Genomic DNA, 19,468 nt, shown 5'->3' with positions numbered 1-19,468 from the left:
GATTATCGAACCGATTGAACGCCTTACACAACGTTGAGTGAGATGGTAGTTCCTCAAGATCGATGGCGTTTCGAATCCGAGGCATCTCAATGAGTTCGTCGAGAAGCATCCGGTACGTCGTATTCTTCCGTACTTTGAGGCAAAGAAAAACGATGTGCTGGTGAAGTATATACCGTCGTTTCGAAAACTTTGAGGAGTAGCGAGCGACAACTCGCCGAACTAAGTTATACGTCTACTCAACAAACCGGATTAACCGCGACTTCGGGAGGACTTGCATCCGGTCAAACTACTGGGGGAATCTGTGACTCTCTGAGGATTTCAACAGAGCCGAGGAACTGGTTTTCGACACGCCAACCAATTCGCGGTCGGAAAACCTATGAACCTCCCGAGTGGAAATAGAACTATGGGAGTTCAATCTCGCAACCCCAATGGCGATGGCGAGACTGTCGTTATTACCCGGAGTGACGGGTGGTACGTCGCCAAAGACGAAGAATCAGGGGTTGCGAGCCAAGGGGAAACAAAGGCTGAAGCCCTTGCAAACCTAGCTGAGGCCCTTGAGCTCCACGAACGTCCGGTTCCAGAGGAAGACGACGTCGTGGAAGAGTCTACGGCCCCTTGGCTATAACCGACCGCCTCTCACGCGCACGCGCCCGAACGGGTGACTTTTTATGCCGAGCCCCGGTATAAACTGGTAGTGCCACGAGGGACGTATTCAGGCCGAGACATCATTAAGGCGCTCGGTAACTGGGGCTTCCGGAAGGTCGATCAGGAAGGGAGCCACGTGAAGCTCCGGTACATCGACCCAAATACCGGGGAAAAGCGAAACGTGAGCGTCCCGCTACACGACGAATTGTCCACCGGTACTCTCCGTAGTATCGCCGATCAAGCGGGGGCGGACGACTTTCAAGCCTTCCTCGATGAAATCGACAAGATGATTTGACCCACGTCACCCCATTCCTGCTTCTATACTATTATCGAAGCGACAGCCATGACAGCACCAAACGCTAAACATACTATCACAGACGAAGGGTCTGAGTTCCTGAACGACCTTTGTGAGGCTTGGAGCGGGGAGAGAAGCGAACTCCAAGAACTTGTTGAAGAACACGGACTCCAACTGTTCACTGGTGGAGGTGGAGCTCGCGCAATCGTCCCGTTCCCGGATGAATATATCACTGAGTTCTATTTCGACGATTGGGAGCATGAGACGTTCTATGTCGCAAAGATATGCGGGATCCCGTCCCCGCAGAACTACCGTGAAGTCGAAATTTGGAACCGAGTGTATGGGAACAGCGACGCTGATCTGTTTGCTCCAGTTGATGCTTGGGATGACAAGTACCGTTGGCTCCTCATGAAGCGCGTGACTCCTGTGTCGCCTATTTCTGGCGATCTCCCGTACATCGGGAACGGGCAAGAGTACTATGTTGATTCGAATGCGCCTGAGCGAATTGAGGGATGGCTGGAAGACGAAGGATGGCATATCGAAGACGCTCCGGAGAATATCGGTTTTCACGAAGAGCGGGAGTACCCGTGCCTCTTTGACTACGGTGGTGTTCATCCAGTCGACGGTGAAATCGAGTACCCGGACTGGCTTCAGGCTGCAGTTGACGACTATAACCACTAACACCTTCGTTTGACTCTGCGGTACGTTCAATACCTCTGAATCTCTCTTAGTCTGTTTGATGATCCCGGACAAACGCCACTTGGAATTTGCGTCGAAACCACCAATGTGGTCGTAAATCTAATTAATGCGATTCCAATACGCTTCCTTCTAGAGATTTCGCACAGACCACTGCGTAGTTTTAGCTTACCATCAGCATCGTCATCATTTCTGCCATCCAGTATTTGGTGGCCTTAACCAACAATCATCCCCCAATTCGGCCATATGTTGGTTAACGCTATTACTCTCAATACCGACTGAAAATGAGTTTCCGGGTTCTATCCTCGTTAGTCAACCTGAGAATGAGATACTACTCGCCAGGCAGAAACTCGTCAGTCAGAGTCCCCCGACGTCCTCGGGCACGAGGGTGAATCCGAGTGTTCGAAAGTCACTATCGAACGCGAAGATGTGGTTGATGTCACGGCTTCCAGCGAGGATACTACCGGTGTGGTCAACGAACGAGGTCTGGTGGTCGTCGTACTGGGCGAACCCATCACAGGCAGCATTGAATGCGGGTTTGTCCACGGGGAGGATGTTGAAGTTCTCGAACGCTCGGATGGTCTCAACCGTCTCTACAGCTTCAGCGTGCCCGACCTTCCGCAGTATCAACGTCGCAAGTTCCAAGAGAACTGACCGGTTTGTACAGAGCGTTTCGATTCAGTCTATAAGACCTACAGGTTGATTTCCCATAATATATATCCCCTCAAAAATAAGACGCGCAGTAATGACTGACAGCGACTCTCAGGATAGCGAGCCCAATCCGATAAAACGCCATCCACTACACAAACTCCACAAGCAAGCAACCTCTGACGATACGCAGGTCGGGAGAGCCACAACCGACTACATGCAACAGCAATTGGAAAGCGTGGCGAGGGCGATGATCAAGACAGCAGAGGACAAAGCGAACGCAGACGATAGCGCGACGATACAGAAAAAGCACGCCGAAGCGGCCTATGAGGAAGTTTTTGCGGAATACCGTGTCATCGACGAGGTAATAGCTGCGCTTGGGGAATACGAGTCGGAACTGAAGCGCATCGGTTCTCGGACAAACGTCCTACAATACGAGACTGAAGATGAGTAGCCGCTACTTCCTTTGGGAGGGAGCTAGCATCCCGGAGAAGCGACGACGCCTCAATCTGGAAGACTTCAGGAACACCGATAATCGGGTCATCCAAGAGCTAATCGAAAACACCGAAGTAGTTGAGAGTGATTTCACGGGGAACTCAAAAACGGACCTGATAGATGTGCTTCGTGACAAACTCGAAAAAGACCGCCGTGATGCCTTCTACGAGGACCTATTCGATGAACTTGGACAAAAAGGGAGTACTGCGAATCTCCAGTTCTATAATGCGGCGGGACTTGAATACAATTCTCTTGTCGAGTCGCTCGAGGAGATTGTCAGGGACGACGACCCCGAAGAGGTCGATTCAAGGACTATCTCTGAGCGAGTGTTCGAATACGAGACGTACGACGGAGACAACATTGTCGATATCCTCTTTGTGCTCTCGGATATTGAAACGGTGGACACCGAGAACGCTGAAAACATCGATAAAGACGACATTAGTGACAGAAGAATTCGATTCCGCGATCAAATCGATGTGGAGTGTCGCGTATATTTGGATAAGGGGGCAATCGCGATTACTCAGTCGGGAACCGACAAGGGTGAGAGGAACAGAATTCGCACTCTCGTACAGACCTGGGCGGACGGTACAATCTCTACCTCAATGGAGCTTGGAGAGAACGAGCTTCTCTCCCTTCAGAATCTCATGGACGGGAAGAACTGTGGTCTCGGATTCGGTGACTTTAGGAACGCTAACCTCACTTCCGCGAAGTACCGCGGGGACCGTACGGAAGCCCTCGCAAGAACGGGTATTGTAAGTCCAGCACAGGATGAGGGAGTCATCAACCAGGTTAAGTTCTATACTGAATACACAGGGAGTACGAAGGCACGCGACGTTCAGGTGAGAGCGTATCGCGATGGGCACGTAACCACCTCCAGGCCAACTGAGCCTGACTTCGCAGATACTGTGGTCGAGCACCTTCTAACGATACTGGAATACAAGGAGAACCTCCAAAGGGTGGAATCCCTAATCGAAGAATTCATCGACGAGCTATTCCAAAAAATGATTCTTGATGGATCAGACTCCTACAAATCAAGGAAAACACAGGCGATGGAGAACATTGTACACGAGTTCTTCGAGGTAGAGAATCCCTCATTCCAAGAAGTAGAAGTGCAGGCCTACAGATCTGTAATTGCGAATGCAGGGAAGGTGCTATTGAAAATCGAGATCGATCAAGGTCTCGATTCAGATAGCTATCCGAGTGTATCCAACATTGATGACTCACCGGACTTCTTGAGTGAAGTGAGCGGGTTCTTCGATGACATGGCCGAGTTCAAACTAGAGCAACCGAATTATGACTTTGACCGACTTTGGAATCACCTCCATGCAGTACTCAACGAGGAGCATGACTCACCAATAAGTGTCCTTAGAAGTATAGAGAACAAATATAGGGCATGATATCGCCCAAGACCGCGAATTTCGTCCGGAAGTGCATGGACGGTATCCCTGCACGAGACCGATTAGGCGAGTATCCATTTGAGGAGGAGGAACTGGAAGAGAAAGCCCGAGAGTGTAGCCTGACTGAGGACGATACGGAGCGGGACTGGCGGCGTCTATTCAACCTCCGGGATACTAACGGGGACGACGAAGAGTACGTGCTGGACGATGAGGCAATCGTGTCTGAGTGGGTCGAAGCACTTGATAACAGGGGGTGGTTCCAGAGTGTTTCCTCTCCAGAGCGTTGCAACGATGAAGAGCCCTATAACAGCAAATGGAGAGTGGATGTTAAGTCAGAGGGACGAGGAAAACTATCATTCTACATCTATCTCGATGGGGAGAGTCTGAATGGCGATAGTCCAGACTTGATGGAAGGTGCCGTGCTATTCTGGTTAATTGAACCGACAGGTGGTGATAACATAGACCACGTATACCCATGGTACAAGACCATCTACGACGGGTTTTGGGAAACACTTCGAGAAGAACTACTGAGCTGTCAGGAGCTACGGCATTTTGACATATCCGACATGGAATCTCCTGCGGTTCAGGGTAACAAGGAAGGCGTCCAAGATATGATTCGGTTTTTCATCAGAGAACACAATGCTTCCGTTGAGGAAGATCCGGAGGGATTAACAAACGTTCAGAGATCAGACGACGAGATCGAAATAGGACAACTTCATTTCGCAGGGGAGATTGACCAATCAACTCACTTCGTAATTTGTGAGTGTGACCAGACACCGAGCGAGTCCTTGCATACTCATCTTATACAGAATGGGACAGTCAAACCTGTATCGAATTCCGACACGGCATTTAGTATTGCCGAGGATGCACGTGGGAAGATCAAGGAGTACAATGACCTCTCCGAGAACCCAGAGAACTCTAAAGCCCTTGCAGCCGTTTTCGGGTCTCTTGGTACGGTTGTGATCTCTCCTTGGATTATCGAGGTTGCGTTCAACTCTTCGGCGGGGCTAATCCGAGAAGTCACCGCTTGGGTCGGATTATTCGCGGCAGCCGTTCTCTTCATCGGAACTATACTGATTATTTTACCGATGTATCGTCTACAGCGATATGACTGGGAATCGAAGAGAGGCGGCAAACTCTCCAAATTAAATCCTCTGTAATTGTTGCTCTCGACAACTGACCTCCTTCTCTCGCTAACAGTCAAATACGCTCACCTATTTCTTCAAGAGTACCGTCTAGTTAGCACGATTTGAGAAACGAGCGGGTTGTAGCGGTTGTGTTCATGCAAATCGTGCTAACCAGACGGTGCCAATCAAGTAATCAGGAGTGAAATCACTCACAGAGATCGTCTGGTATGTCGAGGCCGCGGGCCTCCATGATGTAGCGGGCCCAGAGTTCGGGATGGTCGGCGGCCATCCGGAAGATTGCGTCATGGTGTTCGCGGCCAGCCACGTTCTTCACGCCGTGTTCGTGGAGGATGCGGTCTACCTCGAACTTCTGGGTTTCTTCTCGGGCTTCACGGGTTTCCTTACGGGCGTAGACGTTCGTCTGCATATCGCCTTGCACGAACGGAAACGCAGGTTCCTCATAGGGGTCAGTTTGTTCCGACTCTTGTTCGCGCTCGGAGGTCGTCTCGGAGTCGGTTTCAGTCGCCGTTTCGGAGGTCGTCGTCTCAGACGTTGAGTCCTCGTCTTTGTCCTTCGATTGCTCGCCAGCGGCTTCATCTAAATCTTCGAAGCCCATTATCGAACCACCTCTCCGACTTCGACGATTGCGGCGAGTTCCGCGTAATATGGAAGCTGGTCACATTCTGGGTCGTGGTCGCGGAGTGGTTTACCGACGTCGTGGGCTTTGTCGATAGCGCCACGATGTCGAATTCCGGGGAGGGGACCGTCGTAATCACCGGCGTCGATAGCCTGCCAGTCTTCATCCGTGATACGAGCAAAGTTCGGGATGATCGCATCTGCATTTCCGAGGTTGTTCAACTCCTCCAGTAGGCTTCGATCCCGTGTGTCGTAGTCTATGCGCGCACGAAGATCTGTCGGGACGACGGCGAGAATGTTTAGGTCGAAGTATTCGCGTGCTTCTTTGACAAGCCGGTTCATTGTATTGGTTAGTCCGCTCTCGTAGCCGTTCTCCGGGCGAAGTGGTAGGATAATGTTCCCGGTTGCGTACATTGCGTTGTCGTTCAGTTTCCCACGATTCGCCGGGCAGTCTACAACGATGTAGTCATACTCATCGCCGAGGAGTCGGTCCACGATGTTCTTTTTCAGTCTCGTCGTCCCCATCGTCGCTTCCTTGAGCGCGCTTTGAACGGTTTCGAGGTCCTCATGAGCAGGGAAGAGGTCGAGACCCTCTGCAACCGAGACAATGTGTTCTCGGGGGTCGTCGCCGTCGACGATAACATCCTTCGCGTGGTTGTCTTCCTCGTCGGCGGCGCTCGCGTAGATGTCCTCGTAGCCGAGGTTCAATGTCATGTGGCCGTTGTCATCAAGGTCGACGATAAGCGCCTGTTCGTTCCGGTGAGCGAGTTCGCGGGCGAGATTGATCGCAGTCGTGGTCTTCCCAGACCCACCCTTAAGCAGGTTGACGGCGACAGCGCACGGTTCCGGCTCGATACTCTCGTAGGGTTCGAGAACCTCTGAGGGTTTGTTCTGTGTCATGGGGGTGTTCTGGAATCGGCGCACATTATACCGAATGTACAATCGGTAGCTGTTGTGCAATTGGTACCGAGTGTGCCGAGTCCAAGTCTTGTAAGCTAATCCGCTCACTCAGACTCTATAAAGATTTCCACCGATTGTGCAACAGATAACGATTCTACAAGCTGAACCGATTGCACAATGTGTAACGATTGCGCCGTTTGTACTGTGAGGCAAGTTTATTGATAGGTGTTCGTCGATACAGCAGGTACCAATTGTACAATTGGTGCCGTTTTCCCAATCAGTGCAAATTGTATAATGTCCAACGACCGCACCAAGAGCCCCATAAACACACGCCGATCAAGTAGGAAATTAGAAAGTGGTTCTACTGATGAGGGTAGTTCTATTTACAGCCGATTATACAATCAGCCCATTTTGCACAACCGGTGCCAGTTCTACAAGTTGTACAAATTGTGTAATCGGTAGTGGGTGTTTGGTTTAGGCTAATCCCCGGATTAGACCGTAAAATCAGTTTTCGGTTGTGCAATTTGTAGCAATTGTACAAACGGCACCATTTCTAGCCTTCTATCGACTGAGTAACTCTCAGCAGCTCGCCGAAGGTAGTCGCGTTCGCACTAACAATACCACATATACTATCAAGGGTACAATCGGCACCAATTTCACAATTTGCACCACTTGTACAAACGGTAACGATCTCACACATCCCGCATACGCTGCTCTTTTCCGGGGTCTCGACCTAGCTATTAGCGATAGGATCGAGTTTACACATTTATGACGGGGGAGATAATGGATTAAGTCGCCCGACCGGATTGATCGAGCCGCCAGCGAGTGCTGACGGGCGATGCCGGTCGTCCCGGAGCGAGATCAGTCCGTATTCGGCACCCTCACGTGAGCGTCGGGACTCGTGACACACCGGATTTCCTCTGCTACGAAAGTGCAGTCAAGTGGTGTGGAGACAGTCATTTATAGAAATATTTCTATGTGACGTAGGGATTTCTCACTAGGTGTGGAAACAGTTAGCTCGAAAGCAGAGGAAACGCGGTGTGTCGGTGCTTTGGACGTGACCTTGGATATGGTCGGCAGGGTGTTTTGAAGAAGACACACACCGGATTTCCTTTGCTATCGGCGAATCACCTCTAGGGTCGGTCGTCAGTCGGGGACATACACACACACACCGGATTTCCTCTGCTTTCTCGTAGAGTAGCGGGGTCGTCTTCCAACCAGCTAGACACAATAGCCAAATTAGAATATATTACGGATACTATTTCTAAGCTATCCTATTAAAACTTTGGCTCAATAAATACCGTTCTGACTCCAGGTGTTCCACTCGAAGCAATAGCAGAGGAAACGTGGTGTGTGTGTCCTACTTAAACGAGATAAGCAAAGGAAGCAGAGGAAGCAACGGAACGGGTGGTTTTATCATTAAGGCCTCTGTTAGTCAACACCAACATGGGGTCACACAGCTTCGAGCGGTCAATTACCCCGTTCGAAAACCGCGAAGCACTTCTTGACGACTATACTCCCAACACCCTCGTCGGCCGCGACGACGAATTAGACGAGTACCATGAAGCCCTCGAACCAGTCATCTACGGCGAACAACCGAACAACGTCTTCCTCTACGGAAAAGCCGGCGTCGGAAAAACCGCCGCAACTCGGTATCTCCTCCGAAACCTCGAAGAAGACGCTGAACAATATCCCGACCTCACACTCTCCACCGCATACATCAATTGCGACGGCTTCGAGACCAGCTACCGAGTTGGCGTTGCTCTCGTGAACGCTCTCCGCCCACCTCAAGACCATATTCCCGAATCCGGGTACAGCAAAAGTGAAGTCTACGCTAAACTCTGGCAAGACCTTGACAGCCGTGGCGGCATAATCCTCATCGTCCTTGACGAAGTCGACCACATCAACCAAGGGGAGGACAGCATCCTCTACCAGCTTTCTCGTGCCCGAGAAAACGAAAACCTCCAGAACGCCCGCGTCGGCGTCATCGGAATCAGCAATGACCTTACCTTTCGAGACCGTCTCTCTCCGAAGGTCCGCTCGTCGCTTTGTGAACGCACAATTTCTTTCCCACACTACGACGCAAACGAACTTCGTGAAGTCCTCAAACAGCGTGCGAATGTCGCGTTCAAAGACGACGCTCTTACCGACGATGTGATTCCAAAGTGTGCTGCACTTGGGGCACAAGCCTCGGGGGACGCTCGACACGCGCTTGACTTGCTATTGACTGCAGGAGATATCGCACGTGGGAACAACGAGGGCGTCGTTCAAGAAGAACACGTCGAAGAGGCTCTTGAGCGTGTCGAGAAAAAAGAAATCGAAGAAGGCATCTCGGACTTGAACGACCACGAGCGATATATCCTCTACGCGCTTGCAACTCTTTCCGCAGAAGGCAAAACACCAGTCCGGTCGCGCGAAATCTACCCCAGATATCAGCACGTCTGTTCGCTCGCTGGCCGCGACGAGCATACGGGTCGTTGGCTTCGTGACCACCTTGACGAACTCGGTATGCTTGGGATTCTCTCCTTGACCGAGAAAAACGAAGGACTAGCTGGCGGGAAGTACCGCGAGTATGATCTTCAGCAGGACCTCGGGTTGGTCGTCACAGCCTTGGAAGAGACTCTCGATTCGATTGGGGTGCATGAATCGCTCTCAAGCTACTACAACGGGAAATAGCAGAGGAAAAGCGGTGTCTAGGAGGTCTCCTGTAGAAATGAAGGAGAAAATCGTAGAACTCGCTAAGCGACACAGTGAGTCACTCGTAGTGAGTCTATAGAATGACTCACCCTGACGAATCGACTGGACCTTTGTACTGCGAGCGGATTTTGTCTCCGTCCCGCCATTGCCAGTAGTAGTAGCGATTGCCGTTAATCTCCTTGATCGTAATCGTCGCCTTCAAGGGAACGTCCTCCGGGAGATCGTCCGGCCGTTCGTCGATTTCATCCTCTTCCTCTTTCTCGGCAAGACGCTCTTCACGCTCACGGTGTTCAGCGAGTTCCTCTGTGTAGCTGGCGACGTGACGAAGGAGCTCGGGCGAGTAGTCGTTGAGCGTGTCGACGATGTCGGTGGGGAGTTCAGCTGGGGGTGTCGGTGGCTCGTAGGACATGGTGGCTCACTCTGTGTTAACCAACATAGGCCGCTACTACCGTAGTTTTGTTGGTTAATGCTGTTTCGGGGCAGCCAACTCCTGGAAACTGTAACATTACTCGAAACCATTTTATATACTAGTTTCGTATTATGTTACACCATGTTGCAGAGCATCGAACTGGAGGTCCTCGCCACCGTCGAACGCGGCGACACGATCTCCGATCTTGCGACGGATCTAGCCCACAGCAAGAGTTATCTCTCTCGCGCCGTCGCGGACCTCGCCGAGAAAGGCTTAGTCTATACAAAGCGCAACGGCCGCGAAAAACGAATCATCCCTTCGGATGCTCGGGCGGTCGAACTCTACCAAGATCTCGTGCGCCAGCACTCCCACATTGAGTTTCCTGAATTGTTGACGCGCAAAACTCTCGAAGTGCTTTACTATCTTGACCAGCCACGAACCGTCGCCGAGATTGCCGAGCAAAGTGGGAACTACCGCAACACCGTCAATCGGGTTCTCAAACGGTTACGGGACCGTGGACTCGTCGGCACGGACGACGGGTGCTACCACTTCAACGGGGACTTCGACCAACTTCACGACTTCGCACGTGAACTCGCCCACCATCTCCACCGGCAGCGCCTCAAATCAGTTGCTCTGAACGGGACACTCCTCTGGGAAGACTACGATGAATTTCTCGCGCAAACGGAGACGGAAATCGATGCGGAGGGGTTCCACGAAACCGGCCTCGCTCGGTTCGCGGCCTTCGACCTCCAGTTCCTGTTGACCGGCCACCGCTACTACCTCTACTCTGAGGACCTAGAAGCGGTTTCGCCAGCGGAACTCTGCTGTCATACACTGCTGATCGACGACGACACGCGCCACCGCTCGTACTGTTTGCTCTTGCTCAGTCACATAGACGTCGACGAGGGTGAGCTTCGAGATAAAGCGGCGAAGTACGGGTTGGAGAACGAAATCGACGCCTTGCTCCGGTACCTCGAGACACACGGCGACGTCGAGAACGACCATCTCCCCGAGTGGTCCGAGTTCCAGGAGTTGGCGGCTGACTACGAGGTGCCACTACCACAATGAGACCAACATTCGGACGCGACTATATTGAGAACGAATTCCAGCGAATCGCGGACGGGCTGTCGAATTCGCTAACAGTCTACTTGATTGGTGGCTGAGCGATGTCGCTCCGCGATCTCAAAGGGGCGACGAAGGATATCGACCTCGTAGTCACTGATAGTGACGCGTACGGCCAGTAGTGGGCCGTCCTGATGGACCTCGGATATTCGGAGGTCCAGTCACTCGATGCTGACTATCGGGAATTAGGTGCGACGAGTTGCGTCGAGAACGACGATGGATGCCGCCTCGATATCTTCAACCAGCAGGTGGCGAACAAGCTCGTGTTGACTGAGGAGATGCGCGAGCGTAGCGAGCCGTTCCTCACAGGAATAGCAAGGCGGAAGCCCACGGCTTGAGCCGTGGGAGAAAGCCGACAACTGCCGACGAACCAAACGACGATGGCACGCCGACTCCCGAACGCTTATAATAAGCCGGTTCGAATGTGAAGTTTCGATGGAGGTCAAACGAACCGTTCCGGTCAAACTCGACGTACCCGATGACCGGCGGGACGACCTCCACTCCACCATCGAACAGTTCAACCGCGCCGCGAACTACACCGTTGAACACGGGCGCAACGACGACGGGTATCTCATCCTCAACAAGTCGAAGATACACGACCGCGTGTACCACGACCTACGAGACGAGACGGACCTTCCCGCCAACCTCTGCGTCCGAGCGTACTCCAAAGCGGTGGAGTCGATGAAGTCTACCGTCGCGGACTGGAAGAAAGGCAACAGCCGACCACTCCCTCGGTTCGGTGAACCCTCGGCGGTGTACGACAAACGCACGCTGACTATCAAGGATAGGTCGGCCACCCTCTCCACCGTGAACGGACGGGTAGCCGTCGATTTCATCCTTGGCGAGTATCAGCGGTCGTACCTCGATGATGACGAGTACGAAAAGCGGATGGGGACGCTCCATTACCGCGAACAGGAGGACAATTTCTACCTCCACATCGTCATCAAGAAAGAGGTAGCGGAACGCGGCGGCGACCGCGTGATGGGCGTGGACTTGAACCTCAAGAACGTCGCCGTGACCAGTACGGGGTCGTTCTACGATGGTGGCGAACTGTTGTGGGGACAGAACCACTACTTCCGAGTGCGCCGGAGCCTCCAAGACAAAGGCACTCGTTCCGCGAAGCAGGTGATTGCGCGACTGTCGGGACGAGAAAACCGCTTCGTCTTGGACCGCCTGCACACTATTTCTCGGCGTCTTGTTGAAGAAGCGCGTTCCCATGACTGTTCGTATATCGCGGTCGAGAATCTGACGCACATCCGCGAGAGGATGTGGAACGGAAACGACCAAACGCGCCGTCAGATGCACAACTGGGCCTTCCGCGAGTTACAGGAAATAGTGGCGTACAAAGCCGCCGAGTACGGGATTCGCGTAGAGGAGATACCCCCTGCGTTTACGAGTCAGACGTGTTCGTACTGCGGCCATCAGTCGAGTACGAACCGCGATTCGGAGACAGGGTGGTTTGAGTGCAACGAGTGCGGGCAGGAGTACGACGGCGACTACAACGCGGCGAAGAACATCGGCAAGAAGTTGCTAACTTTACCCGAGGGCAAACGTCCTTCGGGGTTGGGCGACGGTCATCTCGCCCTCAAGAGCGGGACGGTGAACGGAACCGGGGATTACACCCCCGACGACCCTTCGGGGTCGGCAGACCGGGAGTCCCACGCTCAAGCCCACGACTTAAGTCGTGGGTAGATGACGACGAACCGATTGACTGTTCGCTTGGTCAGCAACGAGGATATCTTCCTGTTCAAACTGATCGCGGGCCGCGACGACGACATCGAGGACATGAATATGCTCGTGCAAGCTGGCTTGGACTACGACGTCGTCCGGATGGCACTTGAAGCACAAATCGACCAGCTCGGCGATGACAAGTTCGCTACCTTCGCGAACGAAGCCTTGGTCGACTTGGAGGAGCGATATGGAGTGACTACGCCGATTGAGGACCGCGTTCAAGAGCTGACGACTCGGTACTACCGCGGGCTCGAAGTGCTTCAGGCACTCGATGAGGCGATGACCGCCGAGGAACTAGCCGCTGATCTGGAACTAGATGTTGCTGACGTTCGAGAACGGGTTGCGTATCTTGCAGAGTTCGATCGGGTTCTCCAAGATGGTGAGACAGTCCGGCCACCGGAGTAGAACAAGAGTTCTCTCTGCTCGATAGTGGGGAGTCGGTTTTGCTATCGACGGTGGGTTACTACATGGAGCGTACTCGCTTTTCATCCCTACAGGGTGAAATTTTGCGCTGTACTGCTGTGAGATATTGGTCGGCTGGAGTTCGGTGACGATCTAGATATGCTTCCGCCCTTCGCAGGTGCTGAAAAACTTAACCAACAAATAGCGAGTCTCCGTCTCGATGTTGGTTAACATAAAGTGGGCAAAATTCAGTCTTTGATGACCTCAATAATCTTCTGAGCGGTTGTACTGATTCGGCCGAGGCGCTCTTGGATCACCGCTGAGTCATCACTCTGCCACGCAGCGAGGTAGAACGCCGATCCACTAGTGTCTAGCCCGCAGTACCGGCCAACGATGTATGCGACGGCTTCTGCTTCGACCTCGCGTTTCGCCCGCTCGGTCTCATCGGTGATGTCTGCGTGAAGGAGTGCGTGGGCGTATTCGTGAATCAGCGTGACAGCGAGATCGGCGTGATTCGAGCGGGCTTTCGCCTCGACGACTGGTTGGAGATCACGTTGATTCCGGTATTTGCAGACGCCCGTTGCGTCGCCATGCTCCCACTCGTCAGCATTGACGATACGAACTGTCACGCCGATATCAGCGGCTGCATTCTTGAGTGCAGGCACGAGGTCGTCAGCGTTGCCAGTCGCCTCGGTTTCTAGCTCGGGAAGCGGCTCACCTTCGGTCTGGGACACATCGAAGACCGCCGTTGGCTTGAAGCCGACAAGCCCTTTTGACCACTCATTCGGCGATGTCTCGTCGTACTCACAACCGATTTGCTCGTGGTAGCTCGGCGAATTCTCGCACTTGGGACACCGCTTTGTGATGATCGGTGCCCAGATCCAGATGGCCTGTTCGCCTTCCTGAACATGCCGGTCGAACTCATTCCGCCAGGTGTTGTAGCCTGCGACCTTCGTCGCCGCGGGATACTGAAGGTTGATCAGGAGCGTGTTCCGATGGGAATAGTCGTGGAAGCGACTCTGGACGTCCAGCCAGTCTTGGAACTCCTCGCTGGTCTGCGCATCGTCGACGTGGTCGGCGAGGTCGTCGATCCACGCTTCGATGGTACTGTGCATTTCGTCGCGTCGGGCGTCGGTCTCCTCGAACGAGACCGACGAGTTACTGGTCGTGGTCATGATTTCGGTAAATCGAATTCACGGCGACTGCGTCGGAGTAGGACGCGCCGCATCCCTCGGGGCGCAAAAAACACTCGTGGCGTCAGGCCGGTGGGAGGTAGACGCTCTGCTCGCCAGCAAGTTCTTCGAGGTGATTCCGGTGCCGGTGGGTGAAGTAGCAGTCGTAGCTGCAGTAGCCACGGATGTCCCCAGTGTCATACTCAGCGACGTAGGGACCGCGCTCGGTCGTCCACACGTTTGCGCCACACTCGGTACACGCCGCGCTCTCGATATCGCCCGGTGACGGACCCTGATATGTGAGTTCACGACCGTCTTCCTGGGGTGTCGACTCGGGCCAGACGCCCTTTGCCTGCCAGAACTCACGAATCCGGGCGAGGCCGTGGCGCACCATCTTGCGAACCGTTATATGATCGGCGTTGCGACCGCTGTCGTCCCATCCCTCGGGCGTCCAGAACTCGCCGAACTGTGCCCCGCGATGGACACCGTTCCAGTCGAGGCCGACGATATCGGCCGGTGGATCGCCCGTTAGCGTCGGGCGAGTAAGCTGGTCGATTACGCCGAGTTGCTTGGGCGGACTCCCACCGAGAATATGGACGCGACGGCCTCGCCAATCCACGGGGTCAGAGAATTCGTGGGCGAGTCGATCGGCATAGCCGCGGGAGTACCCGACGACGAGATCATCGGGGACCGCGCGAATCGCGGCACGGCACTTCGGGACGATCACGAGATCTGCATCCGGGTAACTTCCCTGGATTTCGCGTGCGGCAGTAACGTATTCCTTGACCTCGTCGACGTCGTAGGCATCACCGATCACACCGACCTGCGGTTCGTACTCGAAAAAGCGCTCGACGTATCGATCGAGGTCTGGATTACGGAAGTCATTGTCGAGCATCCCGACTGGTAGTTCCAAGTCTATGTACTGGTGCTGTTGGTAGGTACAGTCTTCGCGAAAGCCAGTGAGAAAACCGAGTTGGAATGCATCAAGCGTGAAGGGAACGCGGTGAAGGAACGCTACGTGGTCGGCCTGCAGGGCAGTTGTAATTTCGGTTGCGATGCGACTAGTCGGACGTGCTGAGAGCGCCATCTCGAATTACCTCGAAGACGCGGGAGTGGTCGCCCCGCACCCCTCGGGGGCAGAAAAACCAGTCGCAGACGCCAACGTTAACCAACAATGTCCGTAGCTCTTTCCCTATTGTTGGTTAATCCTCGAAGAGACACCGAGTGGCCGCCTCCTCGCCTGTAAGCGTCCGTTGGTCGTCGGCAGTATCGGCGAATAGGGTCGCTTGGTCACTCTCGGCCGAGCGCGCTACTTCGGGCCGGTCGTCAACGCCGAACTGGTCTGCCTCCGGCCGGTCCAGTTTGGAATCACGCTCACGGTGGTCGACCTCAGCGCCGAAATCTTCGAGGGATGTCTCGACGTTTTCTTCGACGACTTCAAGTCGGCCGTCGTCTCCAAACGCAGTCTGTTGCTGGATGTCGATTTCTGGTCGGTTGCTCATGTTCTTCGAGCCTCCGCCTGTTAGAGGCTCAAAAAACAACGTTCTCCGCGAGACGGAGCGTTACCAGTAGTTGGTAGTGGGTTTCTGTATTCAGAACTGTCCGTGTAACCGTCGCTCAATAGAGAGTGTGCATTGCCCGTCGCCGGAGCGGTGGAGCCGTTGTCACGACTGCTCGATTTGCCAGTAGAGGTAACGGTGAGCAAACTTCTCGAAATTATCGTAGCCGCACTCCGGGCATTCGAACCCCGCCACTTCGTCAACACCGACGGGGAAGACGTAGCCACAGTCATTCTGACAGGCTTTCCCCCGCTCCCGGTTAGCGAACTCCGCCAACAGGTCGGTTCGATGGATTTCTAAATGCGTTCTGCCACGGTCACGGATCGCCTCGATAGTCGGGGTCTGAAGTTCCTCCTCACAGAACGGGCAGTCGAACCCAATCACAGTGGAGTCATCGGTACTGGTCGTCTCGTCCACGGATTGGCCGTGGTCAGGGTGTCGATCAGTCATACTTGGGCAGAGCGAGTTGGATCGCAGTGCTACGCCATCGTACAGCCTGCCACGCGAACGCCACGCCACTACTGGAGGTCACTACCACAAACAGTAGTGGGCACAATGGACGGTTTCTCGCCTCATTCACCCTTATGATGCCAGGGCCTTAAACGTGGGAGTGTGTTCACCCAGCTTATCACATAAGCAGCTGTCAATCGCACCACACCGTGAGCAACACATAGCGTAAATTGAACGAACTCCGCTTGTTATTCGACAACGAGGAGGTTTCTGTTAGCGTGACCATCTCCCTGCTCCGCGCAGAGTAGTGCAGTAGCGACTGACTCAAAAGCCCGGACGACTAACCCGTGTCTATGGCCATCGAAGCCTCCTTCACCATCGATGAGGCCGATTTCCCGTTGAGCGCCGTCTTTGCACAATTAACTGACGCCACCATCGAACTCGACCGAATCGTCCCCACGAGTAACGCCATCATCCCTTACTTCTGGATTTACGCCGATGACACCGCCACCTTCACCACCGACTTGAGCGACGACATCGGGGTTGATCAAGTATCGATAATCGACGAAGTAGAGGGACAGATGTTCGTCCGTGTCGATTGGAACCTCGACCATGAAAGCGTTCTCACGGCGATCGTCAACACCGACGTTGCGCTCCTTTCTGGGATAGGGAATAAGAAACAGTGGACGTTTGAAGTGCGCGCGAACGAACAACGGGAACTCTCCGAGTTCCAAACGTACTGCCAAAAACACGACATCCCGATCGAACTCACCCAGCTTCACGCGCTCGCGTCACTCAAGTCGGATCGAGAGTACGACCTCACGGAGGGCCAACGCGAGGCGTTAGTTTTGGGATATTCCAAAGGGTATTTCGACACGCCGCGCACCGCCAGCCAAGATGATTTGGCCGGCGAACTGGGAATCAGCCGGCAGGCGGTCTCCTCACGGTTGCAGCGTGGCCTTCGACGACTCGTGGCAAGCGCGCTCATTACTCCGGAAGAGTGACCTCTTAAAGGCCATATAAAAGAAGGTTGCGCACGCAATAGTCCTCCTCAACGAGTTGTGGAGCCTACACTAGGGTGGATGAACTCACCGCAAGATACGCGGGGGTGTCTCGAACTCGTAGACTCGATGTCGACCGTTGAATTCGATACAGATCGAGAACTGTTTCAGGCTGAGTTCGACAGAACTCACGATTCGGTAAGTCTGGCAGTAGTAGCCCTAGTAGCGACCGTCCGTGACAAAGAACCTGACCTTCTGGCGCCACTCTATTCCTCAATCGATGTGGATGCGCTTGAAGAACTGTTCGCTGACTCAACCATCACGCAGCAAGGAGGTGGCCGCATTTCGTTCACCTACGAGGGGCTTGAGGTGACCGTGTGCGGTGACGGAAAAATCGAGGCTGTCCCGCTGGAGACAACGAGTGAGGGAGACTTCGAAACGGCTCTCCAAGAGCAAAAACAACGGGTGTTAGCTGAGTTGGACGAAGAGAAAACGCTGGACGCTACACCAATCATCCGGCATGATGAGAGCCTGAGTTCCGAGGAGTATCTCACCCTTGTCTACGAACTCCATCATGTCCATCTGCCCGAGCTCCAAGCAAACGAATTGGTTGAGTTTGACCGACAAGCGGACGAGGTGAGACGAGGACCACAGTTCGCGAAAAAATGCCCATCCCCCAAATCTGGAGACAAACGCTGAAACGAAGTATTCGATCAAAATGTTGGAGTACGAGATTGCTACCCACTCGGGTTATCAACAAAAATATCATGTTTGGGCCAGAGATCCGACCTCACCTCTTGCTGCGTGAACCAAGATAGATTCGACAATGGCTACAGAAGCGACGTTTACGGTTCCGTCCGACCAGTTCCCTATAGGAACGGTGTTCAAACAATTTCCGGGCGTGACGGTCGAACTGGAGCGAATCATTCCGGCCCAAGACGTTGTGATCCCCTATTTCTGGGTGCGCGGGACTGCCGTTGACGACATCGAGGATGCATTTCTCGACCATCCGGGCGTCGAGAACATCCGACTCGTCGATTCCGTCGCAGACGAGTATCTGTTACGGGTTGAGTGGGCGCTGGGGTACGAAGGCGTGCTCAGCACGCTGATAGAGACGGGAGTGCCCCTTATCGAAGCGGTCGGCACGAGCGAGCAGTGGACGTTCGATGTTCGGGGCGACGACCGAGGTGACATCGCGGCGTTTCAAGAGCGGTGTCGGGAGTTAGATATCCCGATTATGCTCACCAAACTGCACGCGCTCACGCCCATCGAGTCGGAGACCGAGGCCAAACTCACCGACACCCAGCAGGAGGCGCTGGTGCTCGCCTACGAGCGGGGCTACTTCAACACGCCCCACGACGTGACGATGGCCGACCTCGGCGACGAACTCGGCATCTCACAACAGGCGGTCGCGTCACGACTCCGACGTGGGAACAGTTCGATTCTCGGCAGTGCACTGGCCGAACTCCTCCAATAAAGTGAACACTACTTAAACGGGTTGTTCACGTCCATCTCCCGATAAATGCTGAGGATGTAGAGCAAGGTGCAACGAGTGACGGCGACTTCAAACGGCTCTCCAAGCGCAAAAACAGCGGGTGGTAACTGGATTGGACGAGGAGAAACCCTGGATGCCTCCCCAAATTCGGCACGAGGACTTGCGTTGCGAAGAGTATCTCACCCTTGTCTACAAACTCCACCTTCTGCACGAACCACTGAACCCCTTACTCGTGCAGATGTTCGACCTCGAGCAGTTGGAGAGCTTGACGGATATGATAATCCTTCGCATGTATTTTATCGGCCTCTAAGGCTCTCTGAAGTTGTTGAGGTATGCGCATCTGTTCTTTCTGCTCTCGCTTACTCATTGGCTGCCCGATGTAGGCTTACACGGCGGTCAGTACCCTGAGCTGCCCGATGAGGAGGAAAGCGACACTGGCGAGCAAACCTGCAACGAGGAACTCGTTCAGGGTCAGCGTGCCTGCGATGATGAGGGCTGTCAAGGCTTTCATTGGTTCGACCGACACTGGGAGGCCATAGTAGAGGCCCACACAACTTGGAAGACGGCAAAGCCGAGCAAGAGGTGCGTGAG

21 protein-coding genes and 3 pseudogenes are annotated in these 19,468 nt (G+C 53.9%); 14 read left to right on the top strand and 10 right to left on the bottom strand.

Annotation, left to right across the window (positions count from 1 at the left end; genetic code table 11):
* Window positions 1–4: 4 nt before the first annotated feature.
* Window positions 5–277: pseudogene (locus NGM06_RS22735) on the bottom strand (IS5/IS1182 family transposase); the annotation flags it as partial.
* Between the two features lie 126 nt (window positions 278–403).
* Here NGM06_RS22735 and NGM06_RS22730 point away from each other — a divergent pair.
* The 3 genes from NGM06_RS22730 (at window position 404) to NGM06_RS22720 (ending at window position 1,621) form a co-directional block, all read left to right on the top strand.
* Window positions 404–625 carry a type II toxin-antitoxin system HicB family antitoxin gene (locus NGM06_RS22730; RefSeq protein ID WP_254270855.1) on the top strand — a complete coding sequence of 74 codons (222 nt, stop codon included), beginning with the start codon at window positions 404–406 and terminating at the stop codon, window positions 623–625.
* A 69-nt stretch (window positions 626–694) separates the two neighbouring features.
* A complete protein-coding gene (locus NGM06_RS22725) occupies window positions 695–940 on the top strand; it encodes a type II toxin-antitoxin system HicA family toxin (protein WP_254270854.1) in 246 nt (81 codons plus the stop codon).
* Between the two features lie 48 nt (window positions 941–988).
* Window positions 989–1,621 carry a hypothetical protein gene (locus NGM06_RS22720; protein ID WP_254270853.1) on the top strand — a complete coding sequence of 211 codons (633 nt, stop codon included), beginning with the start codon at window positions 989–991 and terminating at the stop codon, window positions 1,619–1,621.
* A 372-nt stretch (window positions 1,622–1,993) separates the two neighbouring features.
* Here NGM06_RS22720 and NGM06_RS22715 read toward each other — a convergent pair whose 3' ends face one another.
* The gene (locus tag NGM06_RS22715; protein ID WP_256568020.1) at window positions 1,994–2,314 is read right to left on the bottom strand and encodes a type II toxin-antitoxin system VapC family toxin; all 321 of its coding nucleotides are present in this window, start codon (window positions 2,312–2,314) and stop codon (window positions 1,994–1,996) included.
* A gap of 67 nt (window positions 2,315–2,381) precedes the next feature.
* Here NGM06_RS22715 and NGM06_RS22710 point away from each other — a divergent pair, with 67 nt between their 5' ends.
* From NGM06_RS22710 to NGM06_RS22700, 3 genes are read left to right on the top strand one after another with little or no spacing between them, the layout of a single operon-like run.
* Entirely contained in the window at window positions 2,382–2,738 is a 357-nt protein-coding gene (locus NGM06_RS22710; RefSeq protein WP_254270851.1) for a hypothetical protein, read from the top strand.
* Window positions 2,731–4,176: a hypothetical protein gene (locus NGM06_RS22705; RefSeq protein WP_254270850.1), complete on the top strand. Its 1,446-nt coding sequence runs from the start codon at window positions 2,731–2,733 to the stop codon at window positions 4,174–4,176. The genes NGM06_RS22710 and NGM06_RS22705 overlap by 8 nt, the downstream gene beginning before the upstream one ends.
* A gap of 35 nt (window positions 4,177–4,211) precedes the next feature.
* On the top strand, window positions 4,212–5,336 hold the full coding sequence (locus NGM06_RS22700; protein WP_254270849.1) for a hypothetical protein: 1,125 nt from the start codon (window positions 4,212–4,214) through the stop codon (window positions 5,334–5,336).
* Between the two features lie 172 nt (window positions 5,337–5,508).
* Here the strand turns inward: NGM06_RS22700 and NGM06_RS22695 are convergent, their stop codons facing one another.
* Window positions 5,509–5,919 (bottom strand): DUF7970 domain-containing protein, encoded by a 411-nt coding sequence (locus NGM06_RS22695; protein ID WP_254270848.1) that lies wholly within the window; start codon window positions 5,917–5,919, stop codon window positions 5,509–5,511.
* A complete protein-coding gene (locus NGM06_RS22690; protein ID WP_254270847.1) occupies window positions 5,919–6,839 on the bottom strand; it encodes a ParA family protein in 921 nt (306 codons plus the stop codon). Before NGM06_RS22690 ends, NGM06_RS22695 begins: the two co-directional genes overlap by 1 nt.
* A gap of 1,446 nt (window positions 6,840–8,285) precedes the next feature.
* On the opposite strand from NGM06_RS22690, the gene NGM06_RS22685 reads away from it, so the two are divergent.
* A complete protein-coding gene (locus NGM06_RS22685) occupies window positions 8,286–9,515 on the top strand; it encodes a Cdc6/Cdc18 family protein (RefSeq protein WP_254270846.1) in 1,230 nt (409 codons plus the stop codon).
* Between the two features lie 106 nt (window positions 9,516–9,621).
* Here NGM06_RS22685 and NGM06_RS22680 read toward each other — a convergent pair whose 3' ends face one another.
* Window positions 9,622–9,945 carry a DUF6788 family protein gene (locus NGM06_RS22680; protein ID WP_254270845.1) on the bottom strand — a complete coding sequence of 108 codons (324 nt, stop codon included), beginning with the start codon at window positions 9,943–9,945 and terminating at the stop codon, window positions 9,622–9,624.
* 141 nt (window positions 9,946–10,086) lie between these two features.
* On the opposite strand from NGM06_RS22680, the gene NGM06_RS22675 reads away from it, so the two are divergent.
* The 4 genes and pseudogenes from NGM06_RS22675 to NGM06_RS22660 form a co-directional block, all read left to right on the top strand.
* Entirely contained in the window at window positions 10,087–11,013 is a 927-nt protein-coding gene (locus NGM06_RS22675; RefSeq protein ID WP_254270960.1) for a MarR family transcriptional regulator, read from the top strand.
* A pseudogene (locus NGM06_RS24400) lies at window positions 11,010–11,372 on the top strand (hypothetical protein); the annotation flags it as partial. The gene NGM06_RS22675 and the pseudogene NGM06_RS24400, both read left to right, overlap by 4 nt.
* 130 nt (window positions 11,373–11,502) lie before the next feature.
* The gene (locus tag NGM06_RS22665; RefSeq protein WP_254270828.1) at window positions 11,503–12,759 is read left to right on the top strand and encodes an RNA-guided endonuclease InsQ/TnpB family protein; all 1,257 of its coding nucleotides are present in this window, start codon (window positions 11,503–11,505) and stop codon (window positions 12,757–12,759) included.
* Window positions 12,760–13,203: pseudogene (locus tag NGM06_RS22660) on the top strand (hypothetical protein); the annotation flags it as partial.
* Between the two features lie 245 nt (window positions 13,204–13,448).
* On the opposite strand, the gene NGM06_RS22655 reads toward NGM06_RS22660, so the two are convergent.
* From NGM06_RS22655 to NGM06_RS22640, 4 genes are all read right to left on the bottom strand, one after another.
* Complete coding sequence (locus NGM06_RS22655) at window positions 13,449–14,375, bottom strand: DUF955 domain-containing protein (protein WP_254270844.1); 927 nt, start codon at window positions 14,373–14,375, stop codon at window positions 13,449–13,451.
* 82 nt (window positions 14,376–14,457) lie between these two features.
* Window positions 14,458–15,459 carry a DUF6610 family protein gene (locus NGM06_RS22650; protein WP_254270843.1) on the bottom strand — a complete coding sequence of 334 codons (1,002 nt, stop codon included), beginning with the start codon at window positions 15,457–15,459 and terminating at the stop codon, window positions 14,458–14,460.
* Window positions 15,460–15,574: 115 nt separating this feature from the next.
* The gene (locus NGM06_RS22645; RefSeq protein WP_254270826.1) at window positions 15,575–15,874 is read right to left on the bottom strand and encodes a hypothetical protein; all 300 of its coding nucleotides are present in this window, start codon (window positions 15,872–15,874) and stop codon (window positions 15,575–15,577) included.
* 162 nt (window positions 15,875–16,036) lie between these two features.
* On the bottom strand, window positions 16,037–16,348 hold the full coding sequence (locus NGM06_RS22640; RefSeq protein WP_254270825.1) for a hypothetical protein: 312 nt from the start codon (window positions 16,346–16,348) through the stop codon (window positions 16,037–16,039).
* Window positions 16,349–16,734: 386 nt separating this feature from the next.
* On the opposite strand from NGM06_RS22640, the gene NGM06_RS22635 reads away from it, so the two are divergent.
* The 3 genes from NGM06_RS22635 to NGM06_RS22625 all read left to right on the top strand — a co-directional run bounded on the left by NGM06_RS22635 (window position 16,735) and on the right by NGM06_RS22625 (window position 18,859).
* Window positions 16,735–17,385: a helix-turn-helix domain-containing protein gene (locus tag NGM06_RS22635; RefSeq protein WP_254270824.1), complete on the top strand. Its 651-nt coding sequence runs from the start codon at window positions 16,735–16,737 to the stop codon at window positions 17,383–17,385.
* Window positions 17,386–17,511: 126 nt separating this feature from the next.
* Window positions 17,512–18,081 (top strand): HalOD1 output domain-containing protein, encoded by a 570-nt coding sequence (locus NGM06_RS22630; protein ID WP_254270842.1) that lies wholly within the window; start codon window positions 17,512–17,514, stop codon window positions 18,079–18,081.
* A 127-nt stretch (window positions 18,082–18,208) separates the two neighbouring features.
* On the top strand, window positions 18,209–18,859 hold the full coding sequence (locus NGM06_RS22625) for a helix-turn-helix domain-containing protein (protein ID WP_254270822.1): 651 nt from the start codon (window positions 18,209–18,211) through the stop codon (window positions 18,857–18,859).
* Window positions 18,860–19,262: 403 nt separating this feature from the next.
* On the opposite strand, the gene NGM06_RS24505 is transcribed toward NGM06_RS22625, so the two are convergent.
* Window positions 19,263–19,427 carry a hypothetical protein gene (locus NGM06_RS24505; protein WP_379793623.1) on the bottom strand — a complete coding sequence of 55 codons (165 nt, stop codon included), beginning with the start codon at window positions 19,425–19,427 and terminating at the stop codon, window positions 19,263–19,265.
* Between the last annotated feature and the right edge of the window lie 41 nt (window positions 19,428–19,468).

The sequence above is a fragment of the Halorussus aquaticus genome (assembly GCF_024218795.1).
Classification (GTDB): domain Archaea; phylum Halobacteriota; class Halobacteria; order Halobacteriales; family Haladaptataceae; genus Halorussus; species Halorussus aquaticus.
The sequence above is the reverse complement of the archived record's forward strand: the minus strand, read 5'-3'. Positions and strand labels throughout refer to the sequence as shown.

What these genes read in the sequence shown, in the direction of transcription:
- NGM06_RS22730 (WP_254270855.1), top strand. Translation starts at nt 404, where the DNA reads ATGGGAGTTCAATCTCGCAACCCCAATGGCGATGGCGAGACTGTCGTT.
- NGM06_RS22720 (WP_254270853.1), top strand. Translation starts at nt 989, where the DNA reads ATGACAGCACCAAACGCTAAACATACTATCACAGACGAAGGGTCTGAG.
- NGM06_RS22710 (WP_254270851.1), top strand. Translation starts at nt 2,382, where the DNA reads ATGACTGACAGCGACTCTCAGGATAGCGAGCCCAATCCGATAAAACGC.
- NGM06_RS22705 (WP_254270850.1), top strand. Translation starts at nt 2,731, where the DNA reads ATGAGTAGCCGCTACTTCCTTTGGGAGGGAGCTAGCATCCCGGAGAAG.
- NGM06_RS22700 (WP_254270849.1), top strand. Translation starts at nt 4,212, where the DNA reads ATGGACGGTATCCCTGCACGAGACCGATTAGGCGAGTATCCATTTGAG.
- NGM06_RS22695 (WP_254270848.1), bottom strand. Translation starts at nt 5,919, where the DNA reads ATGGGCTTCGAAGATTTAGATGAAGCCGCTGGCGAGCAATCGAAGGAC.
- NGM06_RS22690 (WP_254270847.1), bottom strand. Translation starts at nt 6,839, where the DNA reads ATGACACAGAACAAACCCTCAGAGGTTCTCGAACCCTACGAGAGTATC.
- NGM06_RS22685 (WP_254270846.1), top strand. Translation starts at nt 8,286, where the DNA reads ATGGGGTCACACAGCTTCGAGCGGTCAATTACCCCGTTCGAAAACCGC.
- NGM06_RS22680 (WP_254270845.1), bottom strand. Translation starts at nt 9,945, where the DNA reads ATGTCCTACGAGCCACCGACACCCCCAGCTGAACTCCCCACCGACATC.
- NGM06_RS22675 (WP_254270960.1), top strand. Translation starts at nt 10,087, where the DNA reads ATGTTGCAGAGCATCGAACTGGAGGTCCTCGCCACCGTCGAACGCGGC.
- NGM06_RS22665 (WP_254270828.1), top strand. Translation starts at nt 11,503, where the DNA reads ATGGAGGTCAAACGAACCGTTCCGGTCAAACTCGACGTACCCGATGAC.
- NGM06_RS22655 (WP_254270844.1), bottom strand. Translation starts at nt 14,375, where the DNA reads ATGACCACGACCAGTAACTCGTCGGTCTCGTTCGAGGAGACCGACGCC.
- NGM06_RS22650 (WP_254270843.1), bottom strand. Translation starts at nt 15,459, where the DNA reads ATGGCGCTCTCAGCACGTCCGACTAGTCGCATCGCAACCGAAATTACA.
- NGM06_RS22645 (WP_254270826.1), bottom strand. Translation starts at nt 15,874, where the DNA reads ATGAGCAACCGACCAGAAATCGACATCCAGCAACAGACTGCGTTTGGA.
- NGM06_RS22635 (WP_254270824.1), top strand. Translation starts at nt 16,735, where the DNA reads ATGGCCATCGAAGCCTCCTTCACCATCGATGAGGCCGATTTCCCGTTG.
- NGM06_RS22630 (WP_254270842.1), top strand. Translation starts at nt 17,512, where the DNA reads ATGTCGACCGTTGAATTCGATACAGATCGAGAACTGTTTCAGGCTGAG.
- NGM06_RS22625 (WP_254270822.1), top strand. Translation starts at nt 18,209, where the DNA reads ATGGCTACAGAAGCGACGTTTACGGTTCCGTCCGACCAGTTCCCTATA.